This window comes from Algoriella xinjiangensis (assembly GCF_900115015.1).
GTDB classification, from domain to species: Bacteria; Bacteroidota; Bacteroidia; order Flavobacteriales; family Weeksellaceae; genus Empedobacter; species Empedobacter xinjiangensis.
In genome coordinates this window covers 121,361-137,044 of sequence record NZ_FOUZ01000010.1, presented here as the reverse complement: position 1 = coordinate 137,044, position 15,684 = coordinate 121,361, and the positions used below count along the sequence as shown (strand labels likewise).

Sequence of the window (15,684 nt, the reverse complement as noted above, 5' to 3'; positions counted from 1 at the left end):
TTAAACCATTGAAAATAGTCAGACGAATAGGAAGAATTATTTTGCCTTTGTTAATACTTGTTTTAACGCTTGTTTTAACGGTGGTAATTGCAATTCAAATTCCTGCTATTCAGACCAAAATAGCTCATTTCGCCTTAGAAAAATTAAATAAATCGTTGAACACAAAAATGAATGTCAAATCTGTTGATATTGATTTTTTTGGACGTATACATTTGTACGGTGTTACGATAAAAGATGATCATAATTATGATTTTCTGAAAGCTAAAGACTTGCAAACGACCATTAATGTTTGGACTTTGCTGCCAGGAATCAAAAAAGATCACATTGATTTGAGCGAAGTAAAATTAGTACAACCCGAAATTCGTGTAATTACGTATAAAAATGATTCGGTAAGTAATTTCGTGAAATTTATTAATGGTTTTAGTTCTGATAAGCCAAAAGATCCTAAAAAAATATTCAAACTTGATGGTGATTTTTTAATTGAAGAAGGTAAAGTTTCTATCGTTAATCAAAATTCGGGCAATGTTTGGTTAGATGCAAAACAAGTAAATATTGCGGTAAGTAAATTTAAATTGGTTGATTCTGATATCACTGGAAAATTAGAAAATTTTTGCTTCGTAGCCGAACGAAATAAAGAAACATACACAGTTCAGAACTTTACGGGAGATGTACACTATTCTAAAAAAGAAATTAGAGTAGGAAATTTAAATCTTCGTACAAATACATCTGTGCTTAATGGAAATCTTTTGTTGAGTTATAATCAACCGGCAGATATGTCCGATTTTAATAATAAAGTAAATTGGGATGTTTTCTTTGACCGTGGTTCTGTAATTAATTTTAAAGAGATAAGATATTTTACACCACTTTTCGATAAAAATTCTTCGGTTAATGTGTACGGAAAAGTAAACGGAACACTAAATAATTTGACGTTTACTGATTTTGAATTAAACGGTGGCGATAATTATGTTGGTGCATCGCGTTTGCAATTGCAAGATATGATGAATGGTTCTAAGCTTAGATTTAGTACTAAAAACGCAAAAATCAATACATCTTATCAAAAAGTAATTAATCTTTTACCAACGTTTGTTTCGAAGAAAATTCCGAATATGTTATCTCGTTTTGGAAACATGAATTATCGAGGTGATCTTTTGCTTAATCCGACCGATGTTAACATTAGTGGTTATGCCGTAACTGGTTTGGGCGATGCTGATGTACGAGCGCAATTGCGTAATTACAAAACGCCGAAGACCATGATTTATAAAGGAACTTTGGATGCTAAAAACCTTAATTTACGCCAAATTACACAAGCCAAAGATTTAGGTTTTGTAAGTGGTAAATTACGTTTTGATGGTAAAGGAACTGATCTTAAAACTATAAATTTAGATGTAGACGGAACTTTGCGTTATATGGATTTGATGGGAAAACGCTATCAAAATATTACGGTTGATGGTTTGGTTAAAAATTACCAGTTTAATGGTTTATTTGATATCAAAGATCCAAATTTGAATGCAAGCTTAAAGGGTAAAATTAATTTTAGTGGAAAACCGTATGACTTTGATTTTACATCAAATATTAGAAATGTAAACTTAGATTTTCTTGGGTTAACGAAAAACCTAGGAGCAGTAGTTCGCGGTGATGTTGTTGGTGATTTTAGATTGACAAATATCAACGATTTTAATGGAAATGTAGATATTAAAAACCTTTATTTCCGATCTAAAAAAGATACCTTAGAATTGGCTCATGTTAACGTGAATTCTCAGATAAATGGTGCGCATAAAATAATGACAGTCGATGTGCCAGATTATATGCGTGCGACTTTAGATGGACGTTTTAATGTGACTGAAATTGCAAATGTTATCAATAATTCGTTGGTTAATTTGGTGCCATCTTTCCGACACAAAAAAGTTTCGCCAAATCAATCTTTCGCATTTGATGTTTATGTACAACAAAATTTATTAAAATACATTGATCCATCAATTCAAATAGAACCAGAAACGACGATTAAAGGTTTTATTGATGGAAATAAAAATCAATTAGAAGCAAATTTAGATACGCCAGGAATAAAATATGCTGGAATACAATTGTTTCAGTCAAAAGTTAATCTAAATACAATTGCAGAAGTGCCAACGCTTAATGCAAAAATTGATAGTTTAAAAGTGAGTGGTGTAACGCTTAATGCGCTTAATATTAACTCGATTCCGAAAAATGATACGTTGGTTTTAACAACTGATTTTAATATCGGAAAGAAAAACCCGATTCTATTTAATCTAAATTTATTTCATACTGTACAAAATGACAACGATTTAATCTTCGGATTTTCGCCATCAACAATTCAAATTGATTCGACACGATGGACGATTAATCATATGAATGATGCAAACTCTAACCGAATGATTTTTAATAGAGTTAATAATTCATTAAAAGTTGAAGATTTTTCGTTAGAATCGGAAGAGCAATTTCTTAAAATTAGTGGTTTATATAAAAATAAGGAAGATTATGATTTTAATGCAGATTTTAATGATCTTCATTTAGAAAAAATTATTCCAAAAACATTACTTAATAACCTGAAAATTGTAGGTGTTGCAAACGGAAAAGTAAATGTAGTTCGTACCAAAGAAAAGCTAGAACCGACTTTAGAAGCTAAAATTGATAACCTTGGATTAAACGATTTTGAGCTTGGTAATTTAACCCTAAACGGAGGTTATAATGTTGCTGATAAAGTGTTTAATTTTGACATGAGTTTGCAGAAAGAGCAGATAGAATCATTGATTGCGCGAGGTGATATTATCAGTAAACCAACCGGTCCAGAGCTAAATGTTGATGCCAATTTAGATGATTTTCATATTGACTTTTTAGAAGGCTTCTTAAAAACCGTTTTCTCTAACATGCGCGGAACTTTATCGGGCGATGTTCACATTGATGGGCCAGTAGATTTACCAAATCTTAACGGAACTTTAGTGGCAAAAGATCTTGGGTTGAAAGTTAATTTTCTTGGAACTGATTATTTATTTGAAGGCGAAAATGATTTGTTTGTTTCTAAAAAGGGAAGTGGACAAGGAATTATTATGCTTAATGATATTAATTTTAAAGACACAGCGCATAATACAAAAGGAAAAGTGGATGGTGCGATACTTTTCAGAAACTTAAGTAAATGGGGTCTCAATTTACAATTTGACACGGATAATTTGTTGGTAATGAATACAAGTATTCGCGAAAACGAATTGTTTTATGGTAAAATATTTGCGAAAGGAGATGTTTCAATGTTTGGACCAGTAGAAGAATTAGAGATTTCTGGTGATGCGACAGTTGTAGGGAATTCTGAGTTAACAATTAACACAGGAAGTACAACAATTGAAGCCGAAAATCATTTGGTTCGTTTTGTGCCAGATCTTAAAAAGAAAGATGCAAACGGAAAAGACAACGTGCGCGCGCCAAAAGGAATGACGGTTGATGTAAATATAAATGCATATCCAAATGCAATGGTTAACCTAATTTTTGATGCGGCGACTAATGATAAGGCTTCGGCAAGAGGAACTGCAGAAAATCTTCGCTTTTTCTTAAACAATACAGGATTAAGTTTAACGGGTGTATATAATATAGAAAGTGGAACGTACGAGTTTAGACAAATTCCAGTTTTACCAAAAGATTTTAAAATTAAAAAAGGATCATCTGTGCAATTTGCAGGTAATCCATTAGATGCAACAATTAATATTGCGGCTGAGTATCAACGTTCTGTATCTAATGTTGGAGATTATTTAGGAATTGGTTTCTCTCAAATTTATGATGCGATTTTATCGATTAATATATCAGAAACACTTAAAAAACCAATTATTGACTTTGGATTATCTATTCCAAATGCAGGTTCGGATATTAATTCTCAGTTACAATCTAAATTTCGTGCAAATACCGAAGAACAAATGTTGCAGTTTAGCTACATTTTATTGACGGGTAAATTTGGAGATGCATCTGCTGTACAATCAGGTGTAACCAGTACAGCGGCAGATATTGGTCTTTCTACCATTGCAGGTATGTTGTCTTCTATTGCGAGCGATGTTGATATACAGATGGAATACGTTGGTGGGAGCGAGCAATCGCTTACAAATGATAAAATTAGAACGTCAGTTTCTTATCAAATCAATAATCGTTTAAGCGTAAAAGGTTCGTATGGTATTGCGGTTACAAATAACAGAAATGTACAAGAAACTTTTGATGGTAATTTTGATGTAACCTATGATATATCTAGAGTAAATAATGGTTCATTATTATTGAAAGCTTTTACAAAACCAACAACATTTGGTTTACTTCCTGGAATGAATAATAATCTGAATCAAAGTTTTGGTGTAGGAATTATGTACAACAAGAATTTTGACACATTCAGAGGATTTTTAGGATTAGAGGAGCGTCAAAATAAATCAAAAAATAAATCATCAGACTCAAAACAAATCTCGTTAGATTCTGTTCCGACTTATAAAATGCCAAAAGCTGAAGAAAAACGAATAGATTCTATTCGACAAAATTTAAAAGATTCTACAAAGGTTTCATATCAAAAAACTGAGGTTGCAAAACCAAAAAGTGCGCGCAGAGGTTTGGTGAGAATCAGATAAATAAAAAAGAGTTTATTGTGGTTAGACAATAAACTCGCGCAAACAAACAAAAGTGATTAGTTCTTTCTTTTTTGAACTATTATTACAACAAAAGTAAAATATTAAATAAATCATTAAAAAATATTTTGATGTTTGTTTGTATTATTTATATTTTTGCTAAAAATTAATTAGATTTTTTATTAAAATAATAATAATAGTCAAAAACTAAGAAAATGAATTACATAATTGATGATGTTGATAAGAAAATTTTGATGTATTTGATTGACAATACAAGAATGCCATTTACAGAAATAGCAAAAAAAATGAATGTTTCTGCTGGAACAATTCATGTACGTGTCAAAAAATTAGAGGAAGCGGGAATCATCAAAGGAACAACACTGATTACGGATTACGATAAAATGGGGTATCAGTTTGTTGCTTATGTAGGTTTATTGTTAACTAAGACAAATAAAACTCAAAAAGTTATCGACGAGTTGTACAAAATACCAAATGTTACGGTTGTACACGTGGTTTCGGGTAAATATAACATCTTCTGCAAAATTAGAGCAAGAGATACTTCTGATGCAAAAGAGGTTATTTATAAAATTGATCAAATTGATGACGTTTTAAGAACAGAATCGATGATTTCGTTAGAAGAATCATTTAATGATAAAAACAGATTGATGCATTCAATCTTTCACTGAACTTAAATTACGAATTTAATCATTCCACAAAATGACAGACGAAGAAAAAGCAAAATATTTTCAGGTCGCGCTGTGTTCAAGTCTCGTGCTTTTCGGGTTTGATGGAGAGGAGCTGAAAATATTGGTTTATAAAAAACTAAACGATCCTTTTAAAGGAGCATTGGTTTTACCTGGTAAATATATTGCGCCAACTGTAAGTAACGATCAGGCAATTCACGAATTGTTAATAGAGAAAATTGCTTACGACGAACATCAAACATATATAGAACAGTTAAAAGCTTTTACAAAAGTTTTTAGAAACCCATTAGGGCGTGTTGTTAATGTTGCGTATTATGCCTTGGTAAAATTGACGCCGCAAATACAAGAAAAAGTAAAATCGCAAGGAGGCGAATGGTATGCTTACGATAGAGTACCAGATTTAGCTTTTGATCATAATGAAATTGTTCAATACGCAAAAGAGCGTGTAAAGCGTCGTGTAAAGCGTCGCCCAGTTGGATTTAATTTATTAGGAGACGAATTTACAATTGCGCAATTACAAAGTTTATACGAAAAAGCATTGAATAGAGAATTGGATAAACGAAATTTTAGAAAGAAAATTTTTAACTCTAATTTAATTATCGAAACAGGAAATACAACCGATCCTAAGCAACATCGTAAAGTATCAAAACTATACCGTTTTGACGAAGAAAAATACGAAAAATTAAGCTTAAAAGGATACGATTTCCTTTTCTAAAAGAAAGAAGTTATGACAGATCAAATCAATACAAAAAGCGATAAAGAAAGAGAAGATATCTTTGATTCGGATGTTTTAATGTCAGATAATACAAAATCTGAAAAAATAAAACACCAAGGAAATGATAGATCATTCTTGTTCAAATCAATGATTTTTTTAATGATCTTTTTGATTTTGAGTATTCTTTATCGAGGTTACGAATTATTTGTTACCAACGATTATTTGTTTCGACAAATAATGAATGATGATGCACCAGCAATGCCAAAATGGTATCCAATTGCAACTATTGTTTTAGGATTATTAGCTTTAGTAGGTATTTTTATGGTAAATGCGTACAAAAAAGTAGGTGTTTACATGGTTGTAGCAACATTGTTTATTTCTGCAGCAATGCAGCCAGAATTTATGGCAGATGGAACACTTTTTACAATGTTTGCATTGTTTGTGTTTATCGGTTATGGTTTGGCAATTATTTATCCATATTGGTATAAATTCAAGTAATTATAATTATTTATTAAATAGAAAAATGGTTTCGATATTCGAAACCATTTTTTTTATTCTCAATTTCAAAAAGATTAAGCATCAAACCTATTCAACTTGAATATTTTAAGGTTAAATCATTCCCAAATTAACAAAAATAGTCGCTAAACAAAGCGAATATGAAAATTTAACGGCTATATTTGTAAGGTGTGGAAAAAATGTAAATAAAGTACAATATGGATTGTATTTCGGTATTTGATATGCTAAAAATCGGCGTAGGACCTTCAAGTTCGCATACTTTGGGACCTTGGCGCGCCGCAGAAGCTTTTCTAAAAGAATTAGAAGCAGCTTCTATATTTGATAAAATCTCGCGTGTACGTGTAGATTTATATGGATCTTTATCTTTGACAGGTAAAGGACATGCAACTGATTATGCGGTGATGTTGGGATTGAGTGGAGCAGATCCAGAATATATTCCAATTGACGATATTTCATCAATCATTAATACGATTAATGAAAAAGAACAATTAAATTTTGGAAATAAATTTTTAGTGAATTTTAACCCAAAAAGTGACATTGTTTTTAACCGCGAATTTTTACCATTTCATGCAAATGGTTTAACTTTTACAGCTTATTACGAATCAGAAGAATATTCTTCAACATTCTATTCAATAGGAGGAGGTTTTTTTACAAAAGAAGATGATTTGTCTTCTTCTTCAGATATCACGTGCGCTTTTCCGTTTTTGTTTAATACATCAACAGAATTACTTGCATTTTGTGACCAAGAAAATAAGACTATTTCTGAAATCATGTTCGAAAACGAGAAAACAATTCGAACAGAAGACGAAATTAGCTACGAATTAAAACGTATTTGGGAAACAATGTTAGAGTGTATGTACATTGGTTGTCATACAGAAGGCATATTACCAGGAGGTTTGAATGTTAAACGACGTGCATTCGAAATGCATAATAATTTAAAAGGTTCAACACCATATTCAACACCACAAGAATGGATCACTTCTATTCGTAAAACAAAAGTATATTTTCGTCAAATCCTGAAATGGGTTAGTTGTTTTGCTCTTGCTGTAAACGAGGTTAATGCTTCGTTGGGTAGAGTTGTAACTGCACCTACAAACGGAAGTGCTGGTGTAATACCTGCCGTTTTGATGTACTATTTGGTAATCGAAAATCATAAAGGAGGTCAAAAAGAAATCGAACAATTTTTAACAACTGCTGGTGTAATTGGTTCTATATTTAAAAAAGGAGCAACAATTTCGGCAGCAATGGGAGGTTGTCAAGCAGAAATTGGCGTTTCATCTGCAATGGCAGCAGCAGCTTTGTGCGAATTAATGGGCGGATCACCAGCTCAAGTTACAATAGCAGCAGAAATTGCAATGGAGCATCATTTAGGTTTAACATGTGATCCGATTGGTGGTTTGGTACAAATTCCTTGTATTGAGCGTAACGCTATGGGCGCAATAAAAGCTATAAATGCAGCAGAATTGGCATTAGATACAGATCCATTAACTGTAAAAGTGCCCTTAGATAAAGTCGTAAATACGATGTGGGAAACTGCAAAAGATATGAATAATAAGTACAAAGAAACTTCGGAAGGAGGTCTGGCTGTTGCAGTTAACATTGCCGACTGTTAGTAATGTATTTATTATCAATACAATAAATAATTGTATGTGTTTTGTAAGGATTATGAGAATGTGTTGTGTGTTTCAAAAATAATCCTTACATTTGCACAGCCTTTTAGAATTAAGGTACGGATGTTAAAGAATATTCATTTAGGGATTTTTTAGGCTGCTCAGCCATTTAATTTTATTCTTTCATATCTGTTGGTTATAATAATTTAAAAATAAAACCGTGGTATGAAACATTAAATGAATTTCATTATCTCGGTATCGTTATCTAACATGATTACATTCAAAGAATTAGGACTTCAAGAAGATATCCTAACTGCAATTGAGAAAATGGGATTCGTTACCCCATCTCCAATCCAAGAAAAAGCTATTCCTCAAATCCTTACATCTAAACAAGATGTAATTGCATTGGCGCAAACAGGAACAGGAAAAACAGCTGCTTTCGGGCTTCCAATCTTAAATAATTTATCTACAGAATCACAATCGGTACAGGCTATTATCTTATGCCCAACGCGTGAGCTTTGTTTACAAATTGCTAAAGAGATAGAAACGTTTGCTACAGATATGCGTGGAGTACGTGTACAAGCAGTTTACGGTGGTGCTGACATCACAAAACAAATTAGAGGTTTAAAAGATAATCCTCAAATCGTTGTAGGAACACCAGGTCGTACAATGGACTTAATTAAACGTAAAGCATTAAAAATTAATGACATTACGTGGACAGTTTTAGACGAAGCGGACGAAATGTTAAACATGGGATTCCGTGACGAAATCGATTCGATTTTAGAAACTACGCCAGAAGAAAAACAAACATTATTATTCTCAGCTACAATGCCTTCAGAGGTTCGTCGTATAGCTTCAGAATATATGCACGAGCCAGTTGAAATCGCTGTAAGTAAAATAAATACTGCATCTAAAAACATTGAACACCACGTTTACTTAGTGCGTTCATCAGATCGTTATTTAGCTTTAAAGCGTTTAGCTGATTATTATCCAAATATTTACGGTATCGTTTTCTGTAGAACACGTCGCGAAGCGAAAGATGTTGCAGATAAATTGATGCAAGATGGTTATAATGCAGATGCATTACATGGAGATTTATCACAATCACAACGTGATCACGTGATGGATAAATTCCGTAGCCAAAACATTCAAATCTTAGTTGCAACAGATGTTGCTGCTCGTGGAATTGATGTAAACGAATTAACTCACGTTATCAACTACAATTTACCAGATGATCCAGAAGTTTATGTACACCGTTCAGGACGTACAGGACGTGCAGGAAACAAAGGTATATCTATCATTATTTCAGGTGGACGTGAAGCACGTAAAATTAGAGATTTAGAAAAATTAATTGCTTCTAAAATAGATCCTAGAAACGTGCCAACAGGTGAAGAAATTTGCGAAAAACGTTTAATTTCTTTAATCGAAAAAATCGAGAATATCGAAGTTGATGAAGAATTAATTGAGCCATACATGGCAACAGTTAACGAAAAATTAGCAGAAATTGATCGTGATACATTATTAAAACGTTTCTTAACTGTTGAGTTTAATTCTTTCTTAGAATATTACAAAAACACAAAAGATATTACACCAGAAGGTGATCGTGGAGATAGAGGTGAAAGAGGAGATCGTCCTAACCGTCGTGGTGGTCGTGATTTCTCAAGATTCTTTATTAACATCGGTCAAAAACACAACTTACGTGTACCTAATTTAATTGGTTTAATTAACGAACAAACTCGTAACCGTAACATCGAAATCGGAAAAATTGAAATTTTACGTAATTTCTCTTTCTTCGAAGTAGATACACAATTCGAATCGTTAGTATTAGAGACTTTCAAAGATGCTCAACGTGATGGTGTTGATTTAGATGTACAAATTTCTAAACCAGAACCAGGACGTGGTGGAGATCGCGGAGGTAGCCGTGGTGGAGATCGTGGAGGAAACCGTGGTGGTGGAGACCGTGGAGGAAACCGTAGCGGTGGAGGTTTTAGAGAACGCAGAGAAGGAGATCGTGAAAGAAGCGGTGGTTACCGTGGTGGAGATCGTGACAATCGCGGTGGAGACCGTGATAACAGAGGCGGTGGAGATCGTGGAGGTTTCCGCGGTGGAGATCGTGATAGATCTGCAGGATCATCATCTGACCGTGATAGTAGAGGAGGAGATCGTGGTGGTTACCGCGGTGGAGACCGTAACAGAACGGGAAATTCAAGAAGAGGTAGAGATTAATAATTTCTCACTAAATAATATAAAAAAGGATGATTTTGATAAAATCATCCTTTTTTTATTTAATAAAGTATTGTCAAACATATTTTTTATTTATATTTATTTAAAACCACAAATAAATGACAATACAAGAATTATTTAATTCTATTCGATCAGCAATCGAACAAGAGAATTATGAGCAGTTAAAAGCAATTAAAATATTCAAACCTGAAAAATTTAATTGGGTTAGAGATATTTTTGAACCGCACAATGTTGCTCAATTAGGTCATCAAAATGCTTTGATTTGGAAATATAATGACAAAAGAGAAGATTATACTTTTAATGATTTGTCAGAAAAATACAATCAATTTTTAAATTATTTAAGAAAAAATGGAATAAAAGAAGGCGACAAAATGTTTTCTCAAGTTCCATTACTACCAATCACATGGATTGGATATTTAGCCGCAATAAAAGGCGGATTAATCATTATACCAGCCGCTACAACTTTAGAAGCACGTGATTTAGCTTTCAGATTCGAATCTTCTTTTCCCGAAGTTGCATTAGCAGATCAAGTAAATGCACCAAAAATAGATGAAGCTGAATCTAAATTTGATAAAAAAATCAAAATCAAATTAATTACTGAAGGCGAAAGAGAAGGTTGGGTAAACATCAATCAATTATGGAATGAATCGACTGAAGCCGAGGCTGCTGATACGCGACCAGATGATGATTTATTTTACTTTTTTACGTCTGGAACTACCGGAATGCCGAAGGTTGTGGTTCATACACATTTTACTTATCCGGTTGGTGGATTTACAACTTCGTCTTGGGTTTGTATGAAACCAGGCGATTTGCATTACAACATTTCTCAACCTGGTTGGGCAAAATTCTTTTGGAGCAGTTTTTTTGCACCGTGGAATATGGGCGCGACAATATTGGGTTATCATACAGATAAATTTAATTCGAAAGAGCAATTACAAACCATTCAAGATTTAGGAGTAACTACTTTTTGTGCGCCACCAACAGCTTTGCGTGTGTTGATTTTAGAAAATTTAAAACAATATAATTTTAAACTTAGACAATGTGTTGCCGCAGGAGAACCGCTTAATCCAGAAATAATTGATGTTTGGAAAGAAGGAACTGGAATTGTGATTCGCGATGGTTATGGACAATCAGAAACTACAGCTATGATTGCAAATTTACCCAACGATAAAATAAAATATGGATCAATGGGGAAACCTGCTTTTTTGTATGATATTGTGATTGCAGATGATGATGGAAACATTGTACCTGATTGCGAAGAAGGTAATATTTGCGTTGTTCATGATGAAAATACAATAGATGGTGTTTTCAAAACATATCTTATTCAGAAAGATAAAATGGCAAAAGTTTTTAAGCACGGATTATATTATACAGGCGACAAAGCGTACAAGGATGAAGATGGATATGTATGGTTTGTTGGGCGCGATGATGATGTGATAAAAGCATCTGATTTTAGAGTTGGACCTTTTGAAGTAGAAAGTGTTTTATTGGAACATGAAGCTATTATGGAAGCTGCTGTAGTGGCGAGTCCGCATGATTTGAGAAGTAATGCCGTAAAAGCATTTGTTATTTTAGCACCTGGTTTTGAAGCATCGGAAATGTTGGTAAATGATATTTTTAAGTACACAGAAGATCATTTGGCGCGTTATAAAATTCCTAGAATTATACAGTTTGTAGAAAGTTTACCAAAAACTATTTCGGGAAAAATACGTCGTGTAGAATTACGGAATCAAGAGGCGGTCGATAAGAAAAATAAGATACAAATACCAAACGAATATTTTCACGAGAAATATTAGTTTTCACTTAAAATTAAAAAAGCCTCGTAATTAACGAGGCTTTTTCTATTCAAATAATTTATAATTTCTCTTCAATGTATTCCTGAATTTTACTTGTAATTATAGGAACTGCAATCATTATTAATCCTGAAATAAGTATTTTTGTAACACCATTCATTGGATATTTTTCTGAAGCTTTTCCGCCAACCCAATGCAACGCGTTTTCTACTTTAGTAGCTGTAAATGAAGCATCCGACTTTAGATTTGTTACAAGGTTTACCGCCTTGTTAACTAACGAATTGTCATGCTTGTTTTCAGAAATTTTCATTTCCATTCTCAGCTTTTTTTTCGCCATTCTCAAATCTTCAAGATTTTTAATAGCAGACATTTCTTGTTTAATCTTCGTCTTGTTCATCTTCTTCGTCGTCATCGTGGTTAGACATGGCTTCCATTGCATTTTCTATGGCAATGTTTGTTAAAAATAATTTTAATTTTTTTCTAAACAAAACGCATAGAATCATCACCAGCAAATAAATTCCGGTTACAGTTAAGAACCCTAATCCTGTATCATTAAAATAACTTCCTAAAATAAAACCAAATGCTAAACTTCCTAATAATAATAAAAATAGAGCAAAAACTGCTATAATTAGTACATAAATTCCACTTGCTAACATGTTGCTTACAGAATCTATGAGATCATATTTAGTTAATGTGATTCTATTATTAATATAAGATTTTAGGTCGTTAAACATATAGATTGTTTTATTTCAAGAACAAATTTAGTTATAATTTTTAAGGATTATTGATTTAAATTTTAATTAAACTCCAACGTTTTCTTGGAATTCGTCTTTTAAATCTTCTTTTGTTTGATTTGCTTTTGATTTTAAATCTTTACCAGCTTCTTTTGCTTTCGCAACGAATTCGTCTTTTTGTTCAGCTAATTTAGATTTTACTTCTTCTAATTTAACTTCTAATTCTTTTTTCGTTTTTTTAGCTTTTTCAGAAAAATCATTAGCATATTTATCTAATTCTTTTTTGTATTTATCTGCTTCTTTTTTCAGTTTTTTGCGTGTATCTTTTCCAGATTCTGGCGCATATAATAAACCTACTACAGCTCCAATTGCTGTTCCTATTGCTAATCCTGCTAATAATTTAGTTGCATTATTTAATTTACTCATAATAAAGTTTTTTTTGAGATTAAACGTATTTATATTTACACCAATAAAAATACAAAAACAATACCAAAGATTCAAACCCGATTTAAAAATTACAATAAATGTTAGTATTATCAGAAAAATCTCAAAATATGCCTGCATCTCCAATTCGTAAATTGGTTCCTTACGCAGATGCAGCAAAACAAAGAGGTACGAAGGTTTATCATTTAAATATTGGTCAACCAGATATCGAATCGCCAAAAGCGGTTTTAGAAGGATTGAAAAATTTTCCGTCTAATATAATTTCATATACACATTCTGAAGGTACTTTGGAGTATCGTCAGGCATTAGCAGATTATTATAAAAATAGAGGTATAGATTTAACACCAGAAAATTTTATTGCAACTTTAGGTGGATCTGAAGCTTTGTTGTTTATTTTCGGAATTATTGCAAATCCAGGTGATGAAATCATTATTCCAGAACCTTTTTATGCAAATTACAACGGATTTACATGTGAAAACGATGTAAACATTGTTCCTGTTCCTTCTGGAATCGAAAATAATTTTTCGTTACCATCTATCGAAGAATTTGCGAAAAAAATTAGAGACAAAACTCGTGCTATTTTAATTTGTAATCCAGGTAATCCAACTGGATATGTTTATTCGAAAGAAGAATTAATACAATTAAAAGATTTAGTACTAAAACATGATATTTATTTAATTGCAGACGAAGTTTATGCAGAATATTTATATACAGAAGAAGAATTTACATCTGTATTAAGTTTTCCTGAACTAAAAAATAATGTAATTGTAATTGATTCAGAATCGAAACGTTTTTCTTTATGTGGAGCACGTTCTGGAGCATTAATTTCGCGTAACGAAGGTTTCTTAAAAGCAGCAATGTTATTTGCACAAGCGCGTTTAAGTCCTGTAGAAATTTCACAATACATTGCAACATTAGCACACAGAAATGTCGGAACTTATTTTGAAGATTGTCGTACAGAATATTTAAAACGTCGCAATACATTGGTTGCAGGTTTACAACAAATTCCAGGTGTTGTTTGTCCAAATCCAAAAGGAGCATTTTATTGTATGATTCAATTACCAGTAGATAATGCAGAGAAATTTGCAATTTGGTTGTTAGAATCTTTCAGTTCAAATGGAGAAACAGTAATGTTAGCGCCAGGAGCAGGATTTTATTCTACTCCAAATTCAGGAATACAAGAAGTTCGTTTGGCTTATGTTTTAAAAGAAGAAGATTTAGTTCGTTCTGTCGAATTATTGAAAGAAGCTTTAGAGCAATATCCAGGTACAATTAGATAATAACAGATTAAGAAGAAGATGGATATCATCGAAAATTATTCGTTAAAATTATATAACACTTTTGGAATAGAAGCCAAAGCAAAATATTTTGTAGATGTTTCTACGATTAATGATTTGCGCAAAGTGCTTGTATTTCGACGTCAAAAAGATTTACCAATCTTATTTATTGGTGGCGGAAGCAATATGCTTTTTGTAGATAATTTTCCAGGAATTGTTTTAAAATTAAATTTAAAAGGAATCGAAATTCTAAAAGAAGACAACGATTATGTTTATGTAAAATCGCAAGGAAGCGAAAATTGGCATCATTTTGTTGAATGGACTTTAGAACATGATTTCGGAGGATTAGAAAATTTATCTTTAATTCCGGGTAATGTTGGTACCGCTCCGATGCAAAATATTGGCGCTTACGGCGTAGAGGTAAAAGACTATATTGTAGAGGTACAAACGTTAGAATTGGAGACGGGTAACGAAAGAATCTTTACGAATGAAGAATGTCATTTTGGTTACCGCGAATCTATTTTCAAAAACGAATTGAGAGGTAAATACGTTTTGGTTGCGGTTACGTTTAAATTGACAAAGCAAAATCATCAACTTCATGTAGATTATGGCGCAATAAAAACTGAGTTAGATTCGGAGCAGATTATCAATCCAACTATTCAGGATATTAGCCGAGCTGTGATAAAAATTAGAGAAAGTAAATTACCAGATCCTTCTCAAATAGGAAATTCGGGTAGTTTTTTCAAAAATCCAGTTATTTCGAATGATGAGTTTGCTGAGATTGAAAAAAATCATCCACAAATTGCACATTACAAAACAGATAGTGGCATAAAATTAGCCGCAGGTTGGCTAATAGAGCAAGCTGGCTGGAAAGGTAAACGTTTTGGTGATGCGGGTGTTCACGACAAACAAGCTTTGGTTTTAGTGAATTACGGAAATGCAACCGGAAAAGAAATTTATGATTTATCCGAACAAATTATAGAGGATGTAAAAGCCAAATATGGCGTAACTCTGGAACGTGAAGTAAATATTATAAAATAAAAAAA

General features: G+C 32.5%; 12 protein-coding genes. 9 read left to right on the top strand and 3 right to left on the bottom strand.

Annotated elements, in window-relative coordinates:
* Nucleotides 1–8: 8 nt before the first annotated feature.
* The 7 genes from BM072_RS10865 (at nucleotide 9) to BM072_RS10835 (ending at nucleotide 12,186) form a co-directional block, all read left to right on the top strand.
* Entirely contained in the window at nucleotides 9–4,604 is a 4,596-nt protein-coding gene (locus BM072_RS10865) for a translocation/assembly module TamB domain-containing protein (protein WP_143080487.1), read from the top strand.
* Between the two features lie 212 nt (nucleotides 4,605–4,816).
* On the top strand, nucleotides 4,817–5,287 hold the full coding sequence (locus BM072_RS10860) for an Lrp/AsnC family transcriptional regulator (RefSeq protein ID WP_019974505.1): 471 nt from the start codon (nucleotides 4,817–4,819) through the stop codon (nucleotides 5,285–5,287).
* A 31-nt stretch (nucleotides 5,288–5,318) separates the two neighbouring features.
* Complete coding sequence (locus tag BM072_RS10855) at nucleotides 5,319–6,020, top strand: NUDIX hydrolase (RefSeq protein ID WP_092908691.1); 702 nt, start codon at nucleotides 5,319–5,321, stop codon at nucleotides 6,018–6,020.
* A gap of 12 nt (nucleotides 6,021–6,032) precedes the next feature.
* Nucleotides 6,033–6,518 carry a hypothetical protein gene (locus tag BM072_RS10850; protein ID WP_092908690.1) on the top strand — a complete coding sequence of 162 codons (486 nt, stop codon included), beginning with the start codon at nucleotides 6,033–6,035 and terminating at the stop codon, nucleotides 6,516–6,518.
* A 215-nt stretch (nucleotides 6,519–6,733) separates the two neighbouring features.
* Complete coding sequence (locus BM072_RS10845) at nucleotides 6,734–8,149, top strand: L-serine ammonia-lyase (protein ID WP_092908689.1); 1,416 nt, start codon at nucleotides 6,734–6,736, stop codon at nucleotides 8,147–8,149.
* Between the two features lie 234 nt (nucleotides 8,150–8,383).
* Nucleotides 8,384–10,372, top strand: a complete 1,989-nt coding sequence (locus BM072_RS10840; protein ID WP_245752139.1) for a DEAD/DEAH box helicase — start codon at nucleotides 8,384–8,386, stop codon at nucleotides 10,370–10,372.
* Nucleotides 10,373–10,488: 116 nt separating this feature from the next.
* Nucleotides 10,489–12,186 (top strand): AMP-binding protein, encoded by a 1,698-nt coding sequence (locus BM072_RS10835; protein ID WP_245752137.1) that lies wholly within the window; start codon nucleotides 10,489–10,491, stop codon nucleotides 12,184–12,186.
* Between the two features lie 58 nt (nucleotides 12,187–12,244).
* Here BM072_RS10835 and BM072_RS10830 read toward each other — a convergent pair whose 3' ends face one another.
* The 3 genes from BM072_RS10830 to BM072_RS10820 all read right to left on the bottom strand — a co-directional run bounded on the left by BM072_RS10830 (nucleotide 12,245) and on the right by BM072_RS10820 (nucleotide 13,343).
* Nucleotides 12,245–12,580, bottom strand: a complete 336-nt coding sequence (locus BM072_RS10830; protein ID WP_125112918.1) for a hypothetical protein — start codon at nucleotides 12,578–12,580, stop codon at nucleotides 12,245–12,247.
* Nucleotides 12,561–12,917 carry a phage holin family protein gene (locus BM072_RS10825; protein ID WP_092908687.1) on the bottom strand — a complete coding sequence of 119 codons (357 nt, stop codon included), beginning with the start codon at nucleotides 12,915–12,917 and terminating at the stop codon, nucleotides 12,561–12,563. Before BM072_RS10825 ends, BM072_RS10830 begins: the two co-directional genes overlap by 20 nt.
* A gap of 66 nt (nucleotides 12,918–12,983) precedes the next feature.
* Nucleotides 12,984–13,343, bottom strand: a complete 360-nt coding sequence (locus tag BM072_RS10820) for a YtxH domain-containing protein (RefSeq protein WP_092908686.1) — start codon at nucleotides 13,341–13,343, stop codon at nucleotides 12,984–12,986.
* A 98-nt stretch (nucleotides 13,344–13,441) separates the two neighbouring features.
* Between BM072_RS10820 and BM072_RS10815 the strand changes: the two genes are divergently transcribed.
* Both BM072_RS10815 and murB read left to right on the top strand, forming a co-directional pair.
* Nucleotides 13,442–14,641 (top strand): pyridoxal phosphate-dependent aminotransferase, encoded by a 1,200-nt coding sequence (locus tag BM072_RS10815; RefSeq protein WP_092908685.1) that lies wholly within the window; start codon nucleotides 13,442–13,444, stop codon nucleotides 14,639–14,641.
* Nucleotides 14,642–14,659: 18 nt separating this feature from the next.
* Nucleotides 14,660–15,679: a UDP-N-acetylmuramate dehydrogenase gene (murB, locus tag BM072_RS10810; protein ID WP_092908684.1), complete on the top strand. Its 1,020-nt coding sequence runs from the start codon at nucleotides 14,660–14,662 to the stop codon at nucleotides 15,677–15,679.
* Nucleotides 15,680–15,684: the final 5 nt, after the last annotated feature.